The organism is Bifidobacterium choloepi (assembly GCF_010667615.1).
Classification (GTDB): Bacteria; Actinomycetota; Actinomycetes; order Actinomycetales; family Bifidobacteriaceae; genus Bifidobacterium; species Bifidobacterium choloepi.
This window is the reverse complement of record NZ_VYSG01000001.1, coordinates 859649-881079: the sequence shown is the minus strand read 5'-3', so window position 1 is coordinate 881079 and position 21431 is coordinate 859649. Positions and strand designations below refer to the sequence as shown.

The 21431-nt window shown below is 68.1% G+C and carries 9 protein-coding genes and 1 tRNA gene; 9 read left to right on the top strand and 1 reads right to left on the bottom strand.

The genetic code is table 11. The features are described 5' to 3' along the window. Positions 1-43 precede the first annotated feature (43 nt). From F6S87_RS08925 to F6S87_RS03565, 9 genes are all read left to right on the top strand, one after another. Positions 44-10393, top strand: a complete 10350-nt coding sequence (locus tag F6S87_RS08925) for a type I polyketide synthase (protein ID WP_231129315.1) — start codon at positions 44-46, stop codon at positions 10391-10393. Between the two features lie 302 nt (positions 10394-10695). Next, positions 10696-11157, top strand: a complete 462-nt coding sequence (locus F6S87_RS03600; RefSeq protein WP_163227571.1) for a holo-ACP synthase — start codon at positions 10696-10698, stop codon at positions 11155-11157. Positions 11158-11197: 40 nt separating this feature from the next. Next, a tRNA-Gly gene (locus tag F6S87_RS03595) sits at positions 11198-11271 on the top strand. 224 nt (positions 11272-11495) lie between these two features. Next, on the top strand, positions 11496-12263 hold the full coding sequence (locus F6S87_RS03590) for a 3'-5' exonuclease (protein WP_163227247.1): 768 nt from the start codon (positions 11496-11498) through the stop codon (positions 12261-12263). A 77-nt stretch (positions 12264-12340) separates the two neighbouring features. Next, positions 12341-13018 (top strand): hypothetical protein, encoded by a 678-nt coding sequence (locus F6S87_RS03585; RefSeq protein ID WP_231129314.1) that lies wholly within the window; start codon positions 12341-12343, stop codon positions 13016-13018. Positions 13019-13160: 142 nt separating this feature from the next. After that, the gene (gene rpsO / locus F6S87_RS03580) at positions 13161-13430 is read left to right on the top strand and encodes a 30S ribosomal protein S15 (protein ID WP_163227246.1); all 270 of its coding nucleotides are present in this window, start codon (positions 13161-13163) and stop codon (positions 13428-13430) included. Positions 13431-13753: 323 nt separating this feature from the next. Continuing rightward, positions 13754-16513, top strand: a complete 2760-nt coding sequence (locus F6S87_RS03575) for a polyribonucleotide nucleotidyltransferase (RefSeq protein ID WP_163227245.1) — start codon at positions 13754-13756, stop codon at positions 16511-16513. 259 nt (positions 16514-16772) lie between these two features. Continuing rightward, positions 16773-17342 carry a LemA family protein gene (locus F6S87_RS03570; RefSeq protein ID WP_163227244.1) on the top strand — a complete coding sequence of 190 codons (570 nt, stop codon included), beginning with the start codon at positions 16773-16775 and terminating at the stop codon, positions 17340-17342. A gap of 6 nt (positions 17343-17348) precedes the next feature. Beyond that, complete coding sequence (locus tag F6S87_RS03565) at positions 17349-19685, top strand: DUF2207 domain-containing protein (RefSeq protein ID WP_163227243.1); 2337 nt, start codon at positions 17349-17351, stop codon at positions 19683-19685. A gap of 7 nt (positions 19686-19692) precedes the next feature. Here F6S87_RS03565 and F6S87_RS03560 read toward each other — a convergent pair whose 3' ends face one another. Next, positions 19693-21255, bottom strand: a complete 1563-nt coding sequence (locus F6S87_RS03560) for a peptidase U32 family protein (protein ID WP_163227569.1) — start codon at positions 21253-21255, stop codon at positions 19693-19695. Positions 21256-21431: the final 176 nt, after the last annotated feature.

Below are 21431 nucleotides of genomic sequence, written 5' to 3'. Positions count from 1 at the left end.
TCAAATCCAACTACCGAAGCAATACGAAGTGAGGAAAATTCACATGGCTCAGCCAAAGTTCTTTTTCGACTCGCTGGCACAGCGTCCGCATGCGCTGATGTTCGCGGGACAGTCGACGCCGTGGACGACGGCGCTCGCCGACGAACTGCAGGATCCGCTGGTCGCCGACCAGCTGCACTCGTACGCGGATGCCGCCCGCGCGCTGCTCACGCCGGTCGCCGGCGACCTGCTCGCGACGACCGGCCGCGCCGTCGACCTGTTCGGCTTCGCGCCGAATCCGGCCCGACTGGGCGCGGCCGCCGACGCGACCGTCTCCGTCGGGGGCATCGCGCTCGCCCAGCTCGGCGCGCTGCTCGAAGCCCGCGAGCTCGGCTACGACATCGCCGCGGCCAGGCCGGCCGCGCTACTCGGCCACTCCCAGGGCATCCTCGGCGTCCACATGGCGCAGGAACTGATCGACGCCTCCCAGACCCCCTCTTCAGAGGAGGTCGCTGAGACGAGCGAAGCGAAGTCGAAGCGGGGGGAGTCTCCGCTGGAAGGTGACGGTACCAGCGTGGCCGGGGACTCCCCCCGGCTCGCCTCCGGCTCGCCGACCCCCTCTGAAGAGGGGGTCGAGAGGATCGCCGACATCCTCGCGATCGCGCAGCTCATCGGCGCGGCCGGCACGCGCGAGGCGCGCAATCTCGGCCTCGTCGCGAAGGTCGGCGACGCCACGCCGATGCTCTCCGTCAAGGGCGCCACGCCGGCGCAGGTCGCCGCGCTGATCGACCGTGTCGACAAGCCGCGCGGCCCGATCTCGGTTGCCGTCGTCAACTCGCCGACGCACGTCGTGCTGTCCGGCTACCCGCAGGACCTCGCCGCGTTCGCCGTCGAGGCCACGAAGGAACACAAGCACCAGGCCCAGCTGCGCGCCGACAAGGTCCGCGGCGGCTCGGTCTTCGACCCGACGCTCGAATACCTCGAGGTCACGCTGCCGTTCCACAGCCCGCTGATGGAACCGGCCGTCGAGCAGACCGTCATGTGGGCCGCCGCCTGCGGCCTCGACACCGACCGCGCCCGCGTCCTCGCCTCCGAAGTCCTCGTCAACCAGGTCGACTGGGACGCCCAGGTGCGCTCGCTGCTCGCCGACGTCGAGAAGTCGGACGATTCGTCCGGCAACGCCGCGTCCTCGCCGCTGGGCGACCTCTGGCTCGTCGACCTCGGCCCGTCCGCCACGCTCTCCAAGCTCGTATCGACGGTCGCCGAAGGCACCGGCATCGGCCTCGCCGATGCCACGACGAGCAAGAACCGCGCCGCGCTCGCGGTCGCCACCGAGCCGGCGAACACCGCCGCCAACTTCGAGTCGCGCGCGCACTATTCCACCCCTTCTTCAGAGGGGGTCGGCGAAGCGAAGCCGAGCCGGGGGGAGTCCCCGCTGGAAGGCGACATTACCGACAAAGCCGTTTCCGCGGCTGGCGCCGCGGACTCCCCCCGAAATTCCTTCGGAATTTCGACCCCCTCTGAAGAGGGAGTCGGGGCGAAGCAGCTCACCAAGCTGCAGGACTGGTCGCGGTTCGCGCCGCGCGTCATCGAGACGCCGGCGGGACGCAAGCTGGACACCAAGTTCACGCGCCTGACCGGCAAGCCGCCGGTGCTGCTGGCGGGCATGACGCCGACGACGGTCGAGCCGGAGCTCGTCGCCGCGGCGGCCAACGCCGGCTACTGGGCCGAGCTGGCCGGAGGCGGCCAGGTCACGGCCGACGTGTTCGACCGTCACATGGACGCGCTCGAGGAGCAGCTGGAAGAAGGCCGCACGATCGAGTTCAACGCGATGTTCATGGATCGCTACCTGTGGAACCTGCAGTTCGGCTCGCAACGGATCGTGTCGAAGAAGCGCGAGTCCGGCGCGCCGATCGACGGCGTCGTCGTCTCCGCCGGCATCCCCGAGCTCGACGAGGCCCGGGATCTCATCAGGCAGCTCAACGACGACGGCTTCCCGTACGTCGCGTTCAAGCCCGGCACCGTCGAGCAGATCCGGCAGGTCGTCCGGATCGCCAGGGCCGTCGCGCCGACGACGATCCTGATGCAGGTCGAGGGCGGCTCCGCCGGCGGCCACCACAGCTGGGAGTCGCTCGACGACCTGCTGCTGACGACGTACGCCGACGTGCGCGAGCAGGACAACCTCGTCCTCGTCGCCGGCGGCGGCATCGGCACGCCGGAACGCGCGGCCGACTACATCTCCGGCGAGTGGGCGCGCGCCTACGACCGTCCGGCGATGCCGGTCGACGGCGTCCTCGTCGGCACCGCCGTCATGACGGCGAAGGAAGCGCACACGTCGCCGGAAGTCAAGCAGCTCCTCGTCGAGACGCAGGGCTTCGGCTCGGACGCGGCTGGCGCCGCGAACTCCCCCCGAAACCGCTCCGCGGTTTCGACCCCCTCTGAAGAAGGGGTCGAGGAAGTCGACGTCTTCGCGCCGCTCGGCGAGCGCTGGGTGCCGGCGCTCGGTTCCGTCGGCGGCGTCGCGTCCGGCCTGTCGCACCTGCACGCCGACATCTACGAACTCGAGAACTCGTCGGCTCGCTGCGGCCGCCTGCTCGTCCACGTCATGAAGCATCCGGAAGAACTCGAGGCGCGCCGCGACGAGATCATCGAGGCCCTGAACGCCACCGCGAAGCCGTACTTCGGCGACCTCGCCGACATGACGTACGGCCAGTGGGCCGACCGGTTCGCCGAGCTCGCGTTCCCGTGGGTCGACGAGACGTACGCCGATCGCTTCCTGCACCTGCTGCAGCGCATCGAGGCTCGCGTCGTCGACCAGGAGTCGGGCGAGTTCACGCCGCTGTTCGGCCGTCGCGAGGACGTCGAGCACGATCCGTCCGCCGCGATCGCTCTCCTGCGCGCGACGTATCCCGTCGTGGACGAGCTGAAGATCGTCCCGGTCGACGAGGCGTGGTTCACGACGCTCGTCCGCGAATACCCGAAGCCGATGCCGTTCGTCCCGGCCATCGACCACGACCTGCTGCGCTGGTGGGGCCAGGACCAGCTCTGGCAGTCCGAGGATCCCCGCTATTCCGCCGATTCCGTCCGCATCATCCCCGGCCCGATCTCCGTCGCCGGCATCACGACCGTCGACGAGCCCGTCGCCGACATCCTCGGCCGGTTCGAGGCCGCGATGGTGAATCGCGCCTCCCTGACCCCCTCTTCAGAGGGGGTCGGCGAAGCGAAGCCGAGCCGGGGGGAGTCCCCGCTGGAAGGTGACGCTTCTGACCAGGCCGGTTCCGCGGCTGTCGCCACGGACTCCCCCCGAAACCGCTCCGCGGTTTCGACCCCCTCTGAAGAGGGGGTCAGGGAAGTTGCGTTCGCCATGCTCGGCGACGCGAAGGACCCGGCCGACTTCATCCGCAAGTCGCCGCATATTTCGTGGGTGGGGCACCTGATGGACAACCCGGCCTACGGTTCCGGGGACGACGAGACGAACTACGAGCTCAAGACCGTCGACGACGATCCGCTCAAGTTCGACCTCGACATCCATCTCGACACATTCTGGGACAACGATCCGGACGGCGGCACGTCGAAGCACGCCGTGCGCGACATCGTCATTCCGCTCAATGTCGCGGAAGACCCGACCGGATTCGTGCCGGTCGTCGACCGCGAGCGCCTGCCCGAACACGTCTGCCGCATGCTGGCGGACACGGCCGGCATCGGCAACACGGCCATCACCGGCGACAAGCTGACGGCGATGCCGGAAATCGACCTGACGGGCGACACCGAAGCGTTCCCGTTCGGCGTGGCGCATGCATCGTACACGCTGTCCGCCAACCTCGGCGCCGACCACGAAGCCGCGACCGGCCGCGCGATCTCGCAGGTCGCGAAGAACGGCGAGCTCATCGACGCGCGCATCGTGCCCGACGCCCTCGTCGGCCCGGCATGGCCGGCGATCTACGCGGCGCTCGGCTCCGTGTACGTCGACGGCTATCCGGTCATCGAGGGACTGCTCAACGCCGTCCACCTCGACCACCTGATCGAGCTGGAAGTCGACGACGACGAGCTGCTCGCCCACGTCGGCGAGACCGTCGCCCTGACGAGTTGGGCCGAACCGTACTTCGAGTCGGCTTCCGGACGAGTCGTCACGATTCACGTGGAACACCGCGCCGCCGACGGCACGCTGCTGGCCCGCGAGACCGAACGCTTCGCGATCCGCGGCCGCGCGTACTCGAAGGAACTTCCGGCGCCGGCCGCCGACTACGGCGACGTCGTCGAATTCAAGCGGGAAGCCGGCGAGCCGGTCGAGATCGTCTCGACGCCGCGCCGCCTCATCCGCCGTGTCCGCGTCGCCGCGCCGCACGAGATGACGGCGTTCGCCCGCACGTCCGGCGACTTCAATCCGATCCACACGTCGGCCCGCGGCGCCGCGATTTCCGGCCTGTTCCAGCCGCTCGTCCACGGCATGTGGCTGTCCGCCACCGCCCAGCACGCCGTGCAGGCGATGGACGACAAGGGCATGCACTACGAGATCGAAGGCTGGACCTACAACATGTACGGCATGGTGCAGCTCGACGACGTCGTGGACATCTCGGTCGAGCGCATCGGCCGCGTGGCCCACGGCGGACTGGTGCTCGAGGTCACCTGCCGCATCGACGGCAACATCGTGTCCCGTGCAACAGCGATCACCCGCGCCCCCATCTCCGCGTTCGTCTACCCGGGCCAGGGCATCCAGCAGCAGGGCATGGTGCTGGACGAGCGCGCCCAGTCGCCGGCCGCCCGCGACGTGTGGGAGCGCGCCGACAAGCTCACCCGCGACAAGCTCGGCTTCTCCATCCTCGCCGTCGTCCGCGATAACCCGACCGAACTGACTGCCAACGGCGTGACCTACCGCCACCCGGAAGGCCTGCTCAACCTGACGCAGTTCACGCAGGTGGCGCTCGCGACGGTCGCGTTCGCGCAGACCGCCCGCCTGCGCGAAGCCGGCGCCGACATCACGCCGGCCTACTTCGCCGGCCACTCGCTCGGCGAATACAACGCGCTGAGCTCGTTCGGCCGCGTCATTCCGCTCGAGACGGTGCTGGAGCTCGTCTTCCACCGTGGCTCGACGATGCACCACCTCATCGACCGCGACGAGCAGGGCCGTTCGAACTACCGCATGGGCGCCCTCCGTCCGAACCAGTTCGGCGTCGACGACGCGCACGTCAAGGAGTACGTCGCGTCGGTGGCCGAGGCGTCCGGCGAGTTCCTCGAGATCGTCAACTACAACCTCGCCGGCCAGCAGTACGCCATCGCCGGCACGATCGCCGGCCTCAAGGCGCTCGCCGCCGACTCCGACCGCCGCGTTGCCGAATACGGCGGCAAGAAGGCGTTCATGCTTGTGCCGGGCATCGACGTGCCGTTCCACTCGACGCTGCTGCGCAAGGGCGTCGAGGAGTTCCGCGACAAGCTCGACGCGCTGCTGCCGCAGTACATCGACTACCGCGGCGCGCTGGAGGGACGCTACATTCCGAACCTCGTCGCCGTGCCGTTCGAGATGACGAAAGAATTCGCGCGGAAGATTCTCGACGTCGTGCCGTCGCGCAGGATCTCCGAAGCGCTGAACGATTCGTCCGTCTGGGACGCCTACGCCGCCGATGACCAGAAGCTCGGCCGCCTGCTGCTCACCGAGCTGCTGTCGTGGCAGTTCGCCTCGCCGGTCCGCTGGATCGAGACGCAGGCGCTGCTGTTCGGCGACCGCGCCCAGGGCGGCCTCGGCGTCGAGGAATACGTCGAGGTCGGCCTCGGCAACAGCCCGACCCTGGCGAACCTCGGCACGAAGACGCTGCGCCTGCCGGAATTCGCCGGCCGCAACGTGACCGTCTACAACGTCGGCCGCGACGAAGCCCGCGTCTACATGACCGACTCCGACTCGCTGGTGGACGAGGACGACTTTGAGGAAACCGAAGTCGTGCCAACCCCCTCTTCAGAGGGGGTCGCTGAGCCGCAGGCGAAGCGGGGGGAGTCCCCGCTGGAAGGTGACGGTTCCAACAAGGCTGGTTCCGCGGCTGGCGCCGCGGACTCCCCCCGAAACCGCTCCGCGGTTTCGACCCCCTCTGAAGAGGGGGTGGGTACACAGGCTGCCGCTGCTCCGACTTCCGGCGCTCCCGCCGGCGACTTGCCGTTCAAGGCCCACGACGCCATCGCCATGCTGCTGGCGTATGCGGCCAAGGTCCGTCCGGACCAGATCGGCGGCCAGGACACGACGGACACGCTGACCAACGGCGTCTCGTCGCGGCGCAACCAGCTGCTGATGGACATCTCGTCCGAGCTCGGCGTGGCCAGCGTCGACGGCGCGGCCGACGCGTCGATCGACGCGCTGTCCGCCCTCGTCGACAAGGTCGCCCCGAACTACAAGGCGTTCGGCCCGGTCCTGTCCGACATCGTCCGCGACCGCGTGCGCGGCATGTTCGGCGCCGCCGGCGTCAAGCTGCCGGCCATCGAGAAGCGCGTGACGGAAACCTGGGGCCTGTCGGTCGACTGGGCCCACCACGTCGTCGCGGCCCTGGTACTCGGCACCCGCGAGGACGCATCCGGCCGCGGCGGCGACCTGCAGACGCTGCCGGCGACGAGCGCGTCGAACGCCTCCGCCGCCAACGAGCTGATCGACGCCGCCGTCCAGCAGGTGGCCGCCGCCAACGGGGTCGCCGTCTCGATGGCCTCCGCGGGTGGCGCCGCAGGCGGTGCCGTCGTCGACTCGGCCGCGCTCGACGCGTTCGCGGCGCAGGTCACCGGCGAAACCGGCATCCTCGCCAACACGGCCAAGTACATCCTCGGCCAGCTCGGCGTCGCCGCGCCGGTCGTGGCCGATGACGAGGACGAATCGTCCGCCATTGTCGCCGCCGTCGAGGCCGAACTCGGCTCCGACTGGCCGCAGCAGGTGGCGCCTCGTTTCGACGCCGCCAAGGCGATCCTGTTCGACGACCGCTGGGCCACCGCCCGCGAGGACCTCGCTCGCGCCTACTTCAACGGCGACCTCGCCGCCCTCGGCGGCAGCTTCGCCGGCGCCGGTTCCGCCGTCGCTGCCCAGGCGAAGTACTACGCCGGCTTGGCCGCGAAGAATGGCGAGGAAGCTCTGGCCGCCCGCTTCGAGGACATCGCCCGCGAAGCAGCTGGTCCGCTGGCGGCGGCTGACGCCGCCGCGTCGACCCTCAGTCAGCCTTCGGCTGACAGCTCCCTTCCAGGGAGCTCGGACGGTAACGCGAGCGGTTCGGCGAACGCAACCGGAAACAAGCTCCCTGGAAGGGAGCTGGCGAGCGAAGCGAGCCTGAGGGTCGACGCGCCCGCGGCAGCGGGCGCCAATGGATCAGCTGACTTCCGCGGCGTGGTCGCGGTGGTCACCGGCGTGGCGCCGAACTCCATTGCGGCGCAGGTGGTCTGCGGACTGCTTGCGGGCGGCGCGACCGTCATCGCGACGTCGCATTCGTTCAAGCCGTCGATGAAGCGGTGGGCGCAGCAGGCGTACCGCACGCACGCGACGGCCGACGCCAGGCTGTGGCTCGTGCCGGCGAACCTGTCGAGCTACCGCGATGTCGACGCGCTTGTCGAGTGGGTCGGATCGGAACAGAAGAAGACGTCCGGCGCGACGACGACGGTGCTCAAGCCGGCGTACGAGCCGACGCTGTTCTTCCCGTTCGCCGCGCCGCCGGTCCACGGCACGATGGCCGACTCCGGCGAGCTGTTCGAGTCGCAGGCGCGCCTGATGCTCTGGGGCGTCGAGCGCGCGATCGCCGGCCTTGCGAAGATCGGCGAGAACACGCACGTCCAGCACCGGCTGCACGTCGTGCTGCCGGGCTCGCCGAACCGCGGCATCTTCGGCGGCGACGGCGCGTACGGCGAAGTCAAGTCGGCGTTCGACGCGATCGTCAACCGCGCCCACGCCGAGAAGGACTGGTCGGATCGCGTCACGTTCGCCCACCCGAGGATCGGCTGGGTGCGCGGCACCGGCCTGATGGGCGGCAACGATCCGCTCGTCGAGGTCGTCGAACGCCACGGCCTGCGCACGTACTCCACCGAGGAGATCGCGGCCGAGCTGCTCAAGCTCGCCACCGAGGACGCACGCCGCCAGGCCGCCGAGCACGGTCCGATCGACGCAGACCTTACCGGCGGACTGGGCGATTCCCCGATCGACATCAAGGCCCTCCGTGCGGAGGCGGAAGCGGACGCCGCCGCGGCCTCCCTGACCCCTTCCTTGGAGGGGGTCGCTGAGCCGCAGGCGAAGCGGGGGGAGTTCGCCACCGGGCTGGAAGGTGAGGGTACGTCGCGTACCAGCGGCCTTGCGAACTCCCACCGGCTCGGCTTCGCCTCGCCGATCCCTGAAGAAGAGGGAGTTACGGAGGCGTCCGCGGCACGCGCGGCACACGCCGATGTCGCCATCAAGGCGCTGCCTACGCCGCATGTGCCGGCGCAGGCGGCCGTGAACCTCGATGAGTGGACCGGCGTCACCGCCCGTCCGGAGGACGAGATCGTCATCGTCTCGATCGGCGAGCTCGGACCGTGGGGCTCGGGTCGCACCCGCTTCGAGGCCGAGCTGGGCATCGAACCGGACGGATCGTGCAAGCTGTCTGCCGGCGCCGTGCTGGAACTCGCGTGGAACATGGGACTGGTCACCTGGCAGGATTCTCCGAAGCCGGGCTGGTACGACGTTGACGGCAACCTGGTGCCGGAAGAAGACATCGCCGAGCGCTACCACGACGACGTCGTGGCCCGCTCCGGCGTCCGGCCGTTCGAAACCGGCATGGGATCCGACTACCGCGACGGCACCGACGAGGAGGAAGCCGAAGTCTATCTCGACCACGACGTCACCTTCTCCGTCCCGACGAAGGCCGCCGCCGATGAATACGTCATGATGGACGAGGAGCACACTTCCGTCGCGGAGGATACGGAAACCGGCGAGTGGCTCGTCACCCGTCACGCCGGCTCGATGATCCGCGTGCCGCGCCGTGCCGCGATGACCCGCACCGTCGGCGGCCAGTTCCCCGACGGCTTCGACCCGACCCGCTGGGGTATCCCGGCGTCGATGGTCGGCGACGTCGACGAAATCGCGCTGTGGAACATCGTGACGACCGTCGACGCGTACCTGTCCGCGGGCTTCACGCCGGCGGAGATCCTGGAGGCCGTCCACCCGTCGATGGTCGCGTCGACGCAGGGCACCGGCTTCGGCGGCATGTCGTCGATGCGCAAGCTGTACCTCGACCGGTTCCTCAACCACGAGATCCCGACCGACATTCTGCAGGAGGCGCTGCCGAACGTCGTCGCCGCGCACGTCATGCAGAGCTACATCGGCGGCTACGGCAACATGATCCAGCCGGTGTCCGCCTGCGCGACCGCCGCCGTCTCGCTCGAGGAAGGCGTCGACAAGATTGCGCTCGGCAAGGCCGACTTCGTCGTCACCGGCGCGATCGACGACATTGGCGTGGAATCGGTGATCGGCTTCGGCAACATGAACGCCACCGCCAACTCCGAGGAGATGTACGGCAAGGGCATCGACGCGCGGTTCTTCTCGCGCGCCAACGACCGTCGCCGCGGCGGCTTCGTCGAGTCGCAGGGCGGCGGCACCGTCCTGCTGACGCGCGGCGACATCGCGCTGAAGATGGGCCTGCCGGTCGCCGGCGTCGTCGGCTTCGTGCACTCGTACGCCGACGGTGCGCACACGTCGATCCCGGCTCCGGGACTCGGCGCGCTCGCGGCCGGCATGGGCGGCAAGTCGTCGAAGCTGGTTCGCGACCTGGCCCGGCTCGGCGTTTCGGCCGACGATATCGCCGTCGTCTCCAAGCACGACACGTCCACGAACGCCAACGATCCGAACGAATCCGAGCTGCACAACACGCTCGCCCACGCGATCGGGCGCTCCGACGGCAACCCGCTGTTCGTCATCTCGCAGAAGACGCTGACCGGCCACGCGAAGGGCGGCGCCGCGATCTTCCAGGTCAACGGCATCACGCAGCTGTTCAAGAGCGGCGTGGTTCCGGCCAACGCGTCGCTCGAATGCGTCGACCCGAAGCTCGCCGGTGACGACCTGATGGTCTGGCTGCGCAAGCCGCTCGACCTGGGCGCCCGCGGCACCGTCAAGGCCGCGCTGGCGACCTCGCTCGGCTTCGGCCACGTCTCCGGCTTCGTCGCCCTCGTGCATCCCGGCGCCTTCGAGGCCGCCGTCGCCGCGACCGAGAGTCCGGACGCGCTGGAGGAATGGCGCTCGCGGGCCAACGAGCGACTCGCCGCGGGCCAGCGCCACCTGCAGGAAGGCATGATGGGCCGCGCCGCGCTGTACGAGCCGATCGACAACCGTCGCTTCCGCGAGGACCGTCACGGCTACAACGCCCACGAGGTGGAGAAGGCGATGCTCCTCGACCCGGATGCCCGCCTGGGAGCGAGCGGCTACTTCGAGATGTAGCATAAAAGCTCCCTGGAAGGGAGCTGCCGAGCGAAGCGAGGCTGAGGGTCGACCGGCCGTCGTCGCGAAGCGACGCGGACGCGCTGGAAGGCGGCCGAATCGTCAAACTTGAGTTCTACGGATTCACCCGCCTTCCAGCGCGCTCTCGCTGCCTGGCGGCAGCATCGGCGGTCGACCCTCAGGCGGCTACGCCGCCAGCTCCCGGAAAGGAAGCAAACGCTCGCTCGCTCGCGTTTGCATATTTCCGCGGTGTACGCCAGGGAGCTTTGTCCGTACGTGCCTTTGAGGAGGTATCCACTGTGATTCTTGGTCTCGGCCACGATATCGTTGCACTCGACGACTTTGCGGAGGACCTCGCTATGCCGGTCCGGCAATGCGGACTTCGCCGTCTCTTTTCGACGCGCGAGTGGACGCAGGCTGCGCAGCGCGCCGAGCTCAAGGCCGACGGCCTCGCCGTCCATCTTGCCGCAAAGTGGGCAGGCAAGGAATCGGTCATCAAGGCGTGGTGCGAGGCCGCGGCGCAGGAATCGTTCGAACCTCCCTACACCGTTGACAACACGCCCTGGGCGGCGATCGAGATCCTCGACGACAGCAGGGGAGTCCCGCACGTCGTGTTGTCAGGCGAGACCGAGATGACGCTGCGCGAATCGTTGCAACTTCCCGACGTCAGCTGGCACCTGTCCCTCTCCCACGACGGCCCCGTCGCCTCCGCCGTCGCGATCCTGACGTCACCGACTGGACGGCGGACGTGTCGCTGTGTATAATGGCACACGTTGTCTTGCGGCCCCGGCCGCGGGGACAGTCGCGAATGTAGCTCAATGGTAGAGCCTCTGCCTTCCAAGCAGATTACGCGGGTTCGATTCCCGTCATTCGCTCCATTTTCCTTTTTCCTGGTACTCCTTTACCTTTGCTTCTTCCTTGCTTCCGTTCCCCGCATTGTGCTGTCCGTATCTTTCATTTCCCCGGGTGTCGCAACTCGGGCCACGAGCCCGGGTTCGCGACGCCTGGGAACGTTCTCTGGCAGCGTCTTTGCCTACGAAATAACGTCGGGGATTCTCACGCAGTCGCTTCCTATGATGGCTGGCAACATTGGAGGCAAATCATGAAGAAGCGCACGCTGTGGTATGTCCTGGCGTTGATTTTCGCATTGACGGCATTGTGGGGATTCGGCTCGATCGGGGAGTCGGTCAGCTATTTCGTCTGGTGGTTCGTCTGCTGGGGCGTGCTCGCGCTGATCTTCTTCACGATCGGCGCCCGCACGAATCCGGACGCCCGCTTCGGCAAGCAGACGAATGCCGCCGAACTGCCCGATAACTACACCGCCATCGACCTCGTGACGACCGGCGACGATCCGAACCTCGCGTCCATCCTCGAATTCGGTGCCGTCCGCGTGCGCGACGGCCAGCAGGTCGACAAGGTGAGCCTGCTCGTCAACCCCGGCGCGGCCGTCATGGACGACATCCCCGACGATCTCGCCGCATCGACCGGCCTCGACGAGAAGACGCTGGCCGACCAGCCGGCCGTCGACGTCGCGCTGCACAAGTTCCTCGATTTCGTCGGCGACGATACGCTCGTCGCGCCGAACGTCGGCAAGGAACAGACGTTCCTGGAGATCAACGCGCAGCGCGCCGGCGTCAGGCTGCCGATGAACTCGACCGTCGATCCGCTCGCGATCGACCACGAAATCTTCCCGTCCGACAGTGCCCACACCGAAGAGGACCTGCTGCGGCGCGCCGGCGCCGGCAAGCAGCCGGCCGCCCGGGCGCTTGCGAACGCCGAGCAGACCGTCAAGTGCTACGAATGGCTCTCCGACTATGTTGCCGAGCATGGCATCCAGCTCAAGGAACCGGTCGACCTCGTCGGCGACTGAGCTCCACCGGAGATATACCGCTGGCCGATTAGACTTGACGTGATCAATACGCAATCACGGAGAGCCAGAAGGTGAACATGACAGGCGCGAGCGCAAACGACGGGAAGCTGACGGCCCCGGGCGTCGATCCGGACGCGAAGGAAGTCTCGAAGCATCCGGACGCGTCGATCCCCGAATCCGACCTGTCGCTGGCCGAGATCGAGAAGCGCCGGTCGCATCCGGTGCGCTGGATCGTCATGATCGCGATCGTGCTGCTCGGCGTCGTGCTGCCGTACTGGTTCGGTCGCCGGCTCGCCGTCAACCACACCACTGACCTGATGACGCTGTTCTCGCACCTCGACCCGCGCTCCGTCGCGATGCTGTCGTGGGAAGTCACGATCGTCGGCTTCGTCGGCATCGCGATGATGATCGTCGACCGCGCGAAGACGTTCTGGTTCGGCGTGTTCGTCGTCGGACTGGTCTGCGAGCAGTTCCTCGCCGGCCTGTCGCTGCTCAAGCTCGACTTCTGGAACTCGACGTACGTGATGTACGGCGCGGAGGCGCGCGTCGCGAACGCCGCGAACCTCGGCATCATCGGCGCGGCGATGGGGCTCGCCGTCTTCGCCGTCGTCTGGATCGGCCTGCTCGTCGTCATCAAGAAGACGTCGCCGCTCAACATCCTGACGAACAGCTGGGTGTCGTTCGCGCTGTTCATCGCCGTCGAGGTCATCGCGATCTGCATCGTCGACTTCGGCGGCCTCGTCACCGCCGTGTAGCGGTTCGTGACATGCGGGGAGAGATTCGTGACAGTTTGTTGGGGGTTCGCTGTATAGTTGCGACTTGGCGTGTTTCGCCCGCGGATTGAGAGCGCCCCGGTACAAGGCCGGGTGCACCGCGCAGCAACGAATGGAGGAAGCCGTGGCACTTACGGCTGAAGAAAAGCAGCAGATTATCGCCGAGTACGCAACGCACGAGGGTGACACCGGTTCCCCGGAGGTCCAGGTTGCCCTGCTGAGCAAGCGCATCGCCGACCTGACCGAGCACCTCAAGGAGCACAAGCACGACCACCACTCCCGTCGTGGCCTGCTGCTGATGGTCGGCCACCGCCGCCGTCTGCTCGACTACCTGAAGGGCGTCGACATCAACCGCTACCGCTCGCTGATCGAGCGCCTGGGTCTGCGCCGATAGTCCAAGCTTGACGCCCGAGTCTCCGCTGGGAGCTCGGGCTCTTTGCTTAGGGGCGTCGGGAACGATTCGCACGGGGGAATCGTGCACGATTCTTCCGGCAAGGCGAAGCCGCGACCGACGGGGCGATCCCGCCGCGACATGGCTCTCCGCTGAGAGGGCAGCATTGGGCGGCGCGGAAACTACAATCGTTGCTGGTGGAAAGATAACTGAACAGCGGCCAGGCAGGCCGCAGCCGGGCATGGCGAGGAATCAACGATCATTGACGAGCAATCAAGTCCCGGTGCATGTTGGAAGTTAGGTAAAGAGAACTAAGGAGGAACCCTATGGAGGGTCCCGAAATCAAGGCCGTGGAGGCCATCATCGACAATGGATCGTTCGGCAGGCGCACGGTGCGCTTCGAGACTGGTCGTCTCGCCCAGCAGGCGGATGGTGCCGTGGCCGCCTACCTCGATGACGACACGATGGTGCTGTCGACGACGACGGCCGGCAACAGCCCGAAGGAGAACTACGACTTCTTCCCGCTGACCGTGGACGTCGAGGAGAAGATGTACGCCGCCGGCAAGATCCCCGGCTCGTTCTTCCGTCGCGAGGGCCGCCCGAGCTCCGAGGCCATCCTGGCCTGCCGCATCATCGACCGCCCGCTGCGCCCGCTGTTCCCGCACACGCTGCGCAACGAGGTGCAGGTCGTCGAGACGATTCTCGCCGTCAATCCGGAAGACGCGTACGACGTGCTGGCGCTCAACGCCGCGTCCGCCTCGACGCTGATCTCCGGCCTGCCGTTCCAGGGCCCGGTCGGCGGCGTACGCCTGGCGCTCGTCGACGGCCAGTGGGTCGCGTTCCCGACGTGGAGCGAGCGTGACCGCGCCGTCTTCGAGATCGTCGTGGCCGGCCGCGTCATCGAGAACGGCGACGTCGCGATCGCCATGATCGAGGCCGGCGCCGGCAAGAACGCCTGGTCGCTGATCTACGACGAGGGCCAGGCCAAGCCGGACGAGGAAGTCGTCGCCGGCGGCCTCGAGGCCGCCAAGCCGTTCATCAAGGTCCTGTGCGAGGCGCAGGACGAGCTCAAGCGCGTCGCCGCCAAGGAAACCAAGGACTTCCAGCTCTTCCCGGAGTTCACGAAGGACCTGTACGACCGCATCGACGAGATCGCGCACGCCGACCTCGACGAGGCGCTGTCCATCGCCGAGAAGCTGCCGCGCCAGGACCGCATCCGCGAGATCAAGGAGCGCGTCAAGGAGACGCTGTCCGTCGAGTTCACCGACATGGACGAGGCCGAGAAGGACAAGGAAATCGGCAACGCGTTCAAGGAACTCCAGCGCCAGATTGTGCGCCGCCGCATCCTGACCGAGGACTACCGCATCGACGGCCGCGGCCTGCGCGACATCCGCACGCTGTCCGCCGAGATCGGCATCGTGCCGCGCGTCCACGGCTCCGCGCTGTTCCAGCGCGGCGAGACGCAGATCCTCGGCGTCACCACGCTCAACATGCTCAAGATGGAGCAGCAGATCGACGCGCTGTCCGGCCCGCAGACCAAGCGCTACATGCACAACTACGAGATGCCGCCGTACTCCACCGGCGAGACCGGCCGCGTCGGCTCCCCGAAGCGCCGCGAGATCGGCCACGGCGCGCTCGCCGAGAAGGCCATCGTCCCGGTCCTGCCGAGCCGCGAGGAGTTCCCGTACGCCATCCGCCAGGTCTCCGAGGCCATCGGCTCCAACGGCTCGACGTCGATGGGCTCCGTCTGCGCCTCGACGCTGTCGCTGCTCGACGCCGGCGTGCCGCTGAAGGCTCCGGTCGCGGGCATCGCGATGGGCCTGGTCTCCGGCGACGTCGACGGCCAGCACATCTACAAGACGCTGACCGACATCCTCGGCGCCGAGGACGCGTTCGGCGACATGGACTTCAAGGTCGCCGGCACCGCCGACTTCATCACGGCCCTGCAGCTGGACACCAAGCTCGACGGCATTCCGGCCGACGTGCTCGCCGGCGCCCTCAAGCAGGCCCACGAGGCCCGCGCCACCATCCTCGAGGTCATCAACGAGTGCATCGACGGCCCGGCCGAGATGTCCGAGTTCGCGCCGCGCATCATCACGACCACCGTCCCGGTCGACAAGATCGGCGAGGTCATCGGCCCGAAGGGCAAGATGATCAACCAGATCCAGGAGGACACCGGCGCCGAGATCACGATCGAGGACGACGGCACCGTCTACATCTCCTCCGAGGGCGGCGAGGCCGCCGAGGCCGCGCGGAAGATCATCGACCAGATCGCCAACCCGCACGTGCCGGAAGCCGGCGAGACGTACAACGGCAAGGTCGTCAAGACCACGTCGTTCGGCGCCTTCGTCAACCTGACGCCGGGCACCGACGGCCTGCTGCACATCTCGCAGATCCGCAACCTCGCCGACGGCGAGCGCATCGACGCCGTCGAGGACGTCCTCAAGGAAGGCGACGAAGTCGAGGTCGTCGTCCAGTCCGTCGACGACCGCGGCAAGATCTCGCTGGCCATCCCGGGCTTCGAGGAGTCGAACGATTCGCCCGCCGGCCGCGCCCCGCGCGGCCACGATCGCGAGGATCGTGGCGAGCGCCGCGCGCCGCGCCACGACCATGACGACCGTGGCGGCCGCCGCCGTTCCGACCGCGACCACGAGGAGCGCGAGGATCGTCGCCGTCGCGACGACGACCGTCCGCGCCGCTCGCGTCGCGACGACGACGAGTACGACGAGCGTCCGGCCCGTCGTTCCCGCCGCTCTCGCGACGATTACGACGACGAGTATGACGACCGTCCGCGCCGCCGCGCCCCGCGCCACGACGATCTCGACGACCGCGACTACGACGAGCGTCCGGCTCGCCGTTCGCGCCGCGACGACCGCGATGACGACCGTGACGATTCCCGTTCCGGCCGCGGTGGCCGTGGCCGCCGTTCCGACCGCGATGACCGTCCGCGCCGTTCGCGCCGCGACGACCGCAACCCGCGCTACGCCGCCGACGAGAACTACGACGAGTACCGCGCCGACCGCGAGGAGCGCACCGAGCGTCCGCGCCGCCGCATCCGCCGCGACTTCGATCCGTACGACGACTGATCGGCGCCGCCACGAAGGTCTCCGTCCCTAGGAGGACGTCCCCCGGGATGTCCTACTAGGATGTGACAAACCCGAGCTTCCGGCTCGGGTTTGTTGCGTCGGGACAGGAATGAAAGCTCCCTTTCGGGAGCTTTTTTGTTGTTCGTGAGACGGACCGGCGACCGACACCGGCGGTATGGAAGGATGGAACTCGTTGGGGTCCGGCGGCCGCAAAAGGGGGCGGCGTTGCCGGCAATCGTCGAGGGGAAGAAGCCGCATCATGTGGATAGCCATCATCGTCATAGCCATCGTCGTCATCCTGCTGATATGGGCGATCAGCGCCTACAACGGGCTCGTCGCGCTGCATAACCGCACGTCGAACGGGTGGGCGCAGATCGACGTCGTGCTGCGCCAGCGCGCCGACCTCGTGCCGAATCTCGTCGAGACGGTCAAGGGGTATGCCACGCACGAGCAGTCGGTATTCGACGAGGTGACGGCCGCCCGCGCCGGCGTGCTGCAGGCCATGGCCGCGCAGGACGCGTCGGTCGACGAGCGCGTCGCCGCCGAGAATCGCCTGTCGAACGCGCTCATCTCGCTGCGCGCGACGGCCGAGGCCTACCCGAATCTCAAGGCCAACGAGAACTTCATGTCGCTGCAGAACCGGCTCGCCTCGCTCGAGGAGAAGATCGCGTACGCCCGCCAGTTCTACAACGACGTCGTCTACAAGTACGACACGAAGCTTCAGTCCTTCCCGGACAACCTGATCGCCGGCATGTTCCATTTCGAGCCGGCCGACTACTTCCGCACCGAGGAGGACGCCCGCGCCGTCCCGCAGGTCAGCTTCAGGTAACAGGCCATGGCGAAGAAGGACAAGCGGGCGTCGCTGGGACGCAGGGCACTTGTCGCGGCAATCGTGGCCGCCGTCGTCGGGCCGCTGCTGTTTCTCATCATGTGGCCGTTTGGCCACACCGGCAGCTCCAGTAGCATGCGCTACAACTCATTCGACGTCCAGGCGACGGTCCAGCCCAACGGCGACCTGAAGCTCGTCGAGACGATCGACTACAAGCTCGACCGGCGCACCTACGGCGACGACGATGACGACGCCAACCCGTGGCACCAGCTCTATTTCGATTACGAGCTCGACTCGAACCAGCTGACGAACATCACGGACATCGCCGTCACCAACCTCACGACGGGCGAATCGTACAGTCAGGTCAGTCCGCGCAATCCCGACGAGGTCACCGAGGAAACGTGGAATTCGACGTACGCCAACCACTGGTACATCGCCGACGTCGACTCGGGCACCTACGATCCGCAGCCGTACGATACCGCCGGCCTGGCGTCGACGGCCAACGCCAGCGATCCCGAGCGCAAGACCGTCGAGGTCGGCTGGAACATTCCGTCGACCGAATCGGCCGACTCGCTGAAATTCAAGGTGGAAATGACGTTCGCCGGCGTCGTCACCGACTACGACGACGTCGCCACGTTCATGTGGGAGCCGTTCAGCAGCGCCAACACCGTGCCGGCGACCGTCTTCACCGGCTCGCTCGCGTTCCCGGACGGCGTGACGTCGGACGATTCCTACGCGTGGCTGCATTACGAGGGCAACGCGACGACGAGCCGCGACGCCGACGGCACGCTGCACTGGACGGCGAAGAACTTCAGCGGCGGCATGTATTTCGACATTGTCGGCATGTTCGACTCGTCGGCGACGAGCGGCGTCGTGCGGCACGTCTCCGGCGACGAGAAGGAAAAGATGCTCGCCGAGCAGGACGCCGAGGAGACGGCGTGGAACACGCAGCGACGGCAGGTCGCGACCAGGCGACTCCTCGTCTGGGGCATCGCGATCATCGTCGAGCTGCTGCTCATCGCCTGGGCCCTCTGGCTCGCCGTGCGCTCGCGCCGCCGCGCCGACTACCACGGCACGCTCGAGTACTGGCGCGAGCCTCCCGACATGAGCCCCGCGGCGGCGGCCGCGCTCTACGACATCGTGTCCGCCGAGGGGGCGTCGGATAAGAAGCTGTCGAACCGCAAGCTCGCCGCGACCATGCTCTCGCTCGTCTCGAAGCACGCGATCGCGATCTATCCGGGCGAGGCGCGGCTGTATCGCGGCATCGACCTGTCGCAGCCCGACGTCGCGTCGCTGGCGAGGATGATCGGCGCGAATCCGGACAACGCCCGGTCGGTGCGGAAGACGTCGACGATCGTGCTGCTGCCGGCCGTCTACGACTTGCCGACCGATGCCGACAGCCGCGCCGCCCTCGGCCTGTCGGCATCCGAGAACGCGCTGCTCGACATGCTGCTCGCGGTGTCGAGGCGGCTCGGCATGACGCCGGTCTTCGATCTCGCGATGATGAACGAGACGGCGAAGGACTGGCGGGACGGTTTCCAGTACATCGCGAAGTTCAAGGCGGCCTGCTATGGCGAACTCAATCAGACGGGCACCGTCACGCACGGCGGCGACTGGCGCTGGCTGCCGTCGATCGCGCTCTACGCGCTGACGTTCGGCTTCGCCTTCTACGTCGCGATCACGATGCCCGGCGCATGGGTGCTCGGCGTGCTGATGCTGATCGTGGGCTGGTTCGCCGCGATGTTCGCGGAGGTCTACGGCGCGTCGATGGCGCTGACCGACCGCGGCCAGCAGGAGGGCGGCAAGGTGCTCGGGCTCGCCCGGTACCTCGAGGATTTCTCCGATTTCTCCGACCGCGGGCCGCTCGACCTCGTCATGTGGGACCGCTATCTCGTCTACGCGACGGCGTTCGGCCTGTCGGGTCGTGCCGTCCGGCAGCTCGTCGTCGCCTATCCGCAGCTCGCCGACGCCGAATGGCTCGACGACAACGCCGTCGCGTTCGGCCTCATCTACTGGTCGATCCGCAGCGACCTGCTGTTCGGCGGCCCCGGGCCGGGCGCTCCGGGCACGGGACCGGACTTCGGACCGGGCGGTCCCGGCGGCCCCGGCTTCACGTCGGCCGACGCCGGCCCGCTGTCGGGCTTCGGTCTCGACAGCAACGGCGGCTTCGCGGGCTTCGGCGGTCTCGGCGACCTCGGCAGCCAGATCGGCGACAGCTTCACGTCGATCCAGTCGACGATCACGGCCGCCTCGTCGTCCGGCTCGTCCGGCGGAGGCTTCTCGGGCGGCGGCTTCGGCGGCTCCTCCGGCGGTTCCGGCGGCGGCGTCGGTGGCGGCCGGTAATTCCGAATCACTCCGCCTTGAGCGTCTTCTGCCTCGTCCGCGAGCGCATCGCCGCGTTGACCGGCACCTCGGTGGGCATCGGCAGCGAGAAGACGTGGGCGGGGTTGTTGACGAGGGCGACCGGGTTGCCGTCGGCGTCGCGGATGCCGTCGGCCGGCACCGTGTACTCGAGCGGCGCCTCGCCGGGCAGCAGGAACTCGACAAGCTGGCCGGGCTCGATCTTGTTGCGGCTCATGATCGTCACGCGGCCGCCGTCCTCCGGCGACCAGTCCAGCACCTCGCCGACGACGAGCCAGTCGCGGAAGTACGCGGACCGGTCGGTGTTCTGCCGCACCTTGTGTTCCGGATAGTAGAAGCCGGTCGAGTAGTCGCGGTGGGCCACCTTGCAGGGTTCCTCGAGCAGCCAGTCGGGCAGCTCGACTCGCGGCTGCGGGTGGACTGCCGCATGGTGGAACGATTCTTCCGTCGCCTCGATGCCGGACGATTCATCCGCCACGGCCCCGGTCGTGTCCGTGGCCGCGACCCCGGCGGAAGAATCGTGCCGCCCATCGCCGGCCTCCGGCACGTCGCGGGCCTCTTCCTGCCAGTCCATGTCCGGCATGCCGGCGAACGCGCGATCGGCGTCGAGCATGACCGAGTCGACGCGGTTGAAGTCGTAGTCGTCGGGCGTGCGCACCACCTGGTCGTGGAACGGCCGGAGCACCGTGCCGTCCGGCGTCTCGAAGCCGCGCTGGACCATGTACTCGTCGACGGCGGTCTTGTAGGCGTTCGTCATCGCCGCGATATAGTAGGCCGACTTCGCGCGGCCCTCGATCTTCAGCGACGTCGCGCCGCTGTCGATGAGCTCGTCGAGATGCTCCATCATGCACATGTCCTGCGAATTGAACAGGTAGGTGCCGCCGGCCGTCTCCTCGACCGGGAACACCTGGCCGGGCCGCTTCTCCTCGACCAGCGAGTACTTCCAGCGGCACGGCTGGGCGCACTCGCCGTGGTTGCCGTCGCGGCCGGTCAGGTAGTTCGAGATCAGGCAGCGGCCGGAGAACGCCATGCACATCGAGCCGTGGACGAACACCTCGACGTCGAGATCGTCGGGAATGTTCGCGCGGATGTCGCGCACGGCCTGCAGGTCCATCTCGCGGGCGAGCACCACGCGGCGCGCGCCGAGTTCGTACAGCGCGTTCGCGGCGAGATAGTTCGTCACGCCGGCCTGCGTGGAGACATGGAGCTCCAGTTCCGGCACGATCCGCCGCGCCATCATGAGGACGCCAATATCGGTCACGATCAGCGCGTCCACGCCGGTGTCGCGCAGGTCGCCGAGATACCGCTCGATCGCCTTGACCTCGTTGTTGCGCGGCAGGATGTTGCAGGTCACGTAGACGCGGGCGCCGCGCTCGTGGGCATACTTCGCGCCCTCCTCGAACTCCTCGAGGGAGAGGTTCTTCGGCGCCGACCGCATGCCGAACGCCTTGCCGCCGCAGTAGACGGCATCCGCCCCGTAGTCGACGGCTGTCTTCAGGCCCCGCAGGTTTCCGGCGGGCGCCAACACTTCCGGCTTGCGTCGCCGGCTCATTCGCGTATTCACGTCGCCATTCTACTTCGAGAGGAAGTCCGTCCTTCCGGAGGCGGCCGGCTCCCTTCCCGGTGTGGGGGGGGGGCGCGGGGGGGGGGGGGGGGGGGGGCCCGCGGGGGGGGGGGGGGGGGGGGGCGGTAGCCCACGAAAGGGCGACGCGGAGGGGGGGGCACGCG

What these genes read in the sequence shown, in the direction of transcription:
- F6S87_RS03560 (WP_163227569.1), bottom strand. Translation starts at nt 21,255, where the DNA reads ATGAGCCGGCGACGCAAGCCGGAAGTGTTGGCGCCCGCCGGAAACCTG.
- F6S87_RS03590 (WP_163227247.1), top strand. Translation starts at nt 11,496, where the DNA reads ATGAAGAAGCGCACGCTGTGGTATGTCCTGGCGTTGATTTTCGCATTG.
- F6S87_RS03585 (WP_231129314.1), top strand. Translation starts at nt 12,341, where the DNA reads ATGACAGGCGCGAGCGCAAACGACGGGAAGCTGACGGCCCCGGGCGTC.
- F6S87_RS08925 (WP_231129315.1), top strand. Translation starts at nt 44, where the DNA reads ATGGCTCAGCCAAAGTTCTTTTTCGACTCGCTGGCACAGCGTCCGCAT.
- F6S87_RS03565 (WP_163227243.1), top strand. Translation starts at nt 17,349, where the DNA reads ATGGCGAAGAAGGACAAGCGGGCGTCGCTGGGACGCAGGGCACTTGTC.
- F6S87_RS03575 (WP_163227245.1), top strand. Translation starts at nt 13,754, where the DNA reads ATGGAGGGTCCCGAAATCAAGGCCGTGGAGGCCATCATCGACAATGGA.
- F6S87_RS03570 (WP_163227244.1), top strand. Translation starts at nt 16,773, where the DNA reads ATGTGGATAGCCATCATCGTCATAGCCATCGTCGTCATCCTGCTGATA.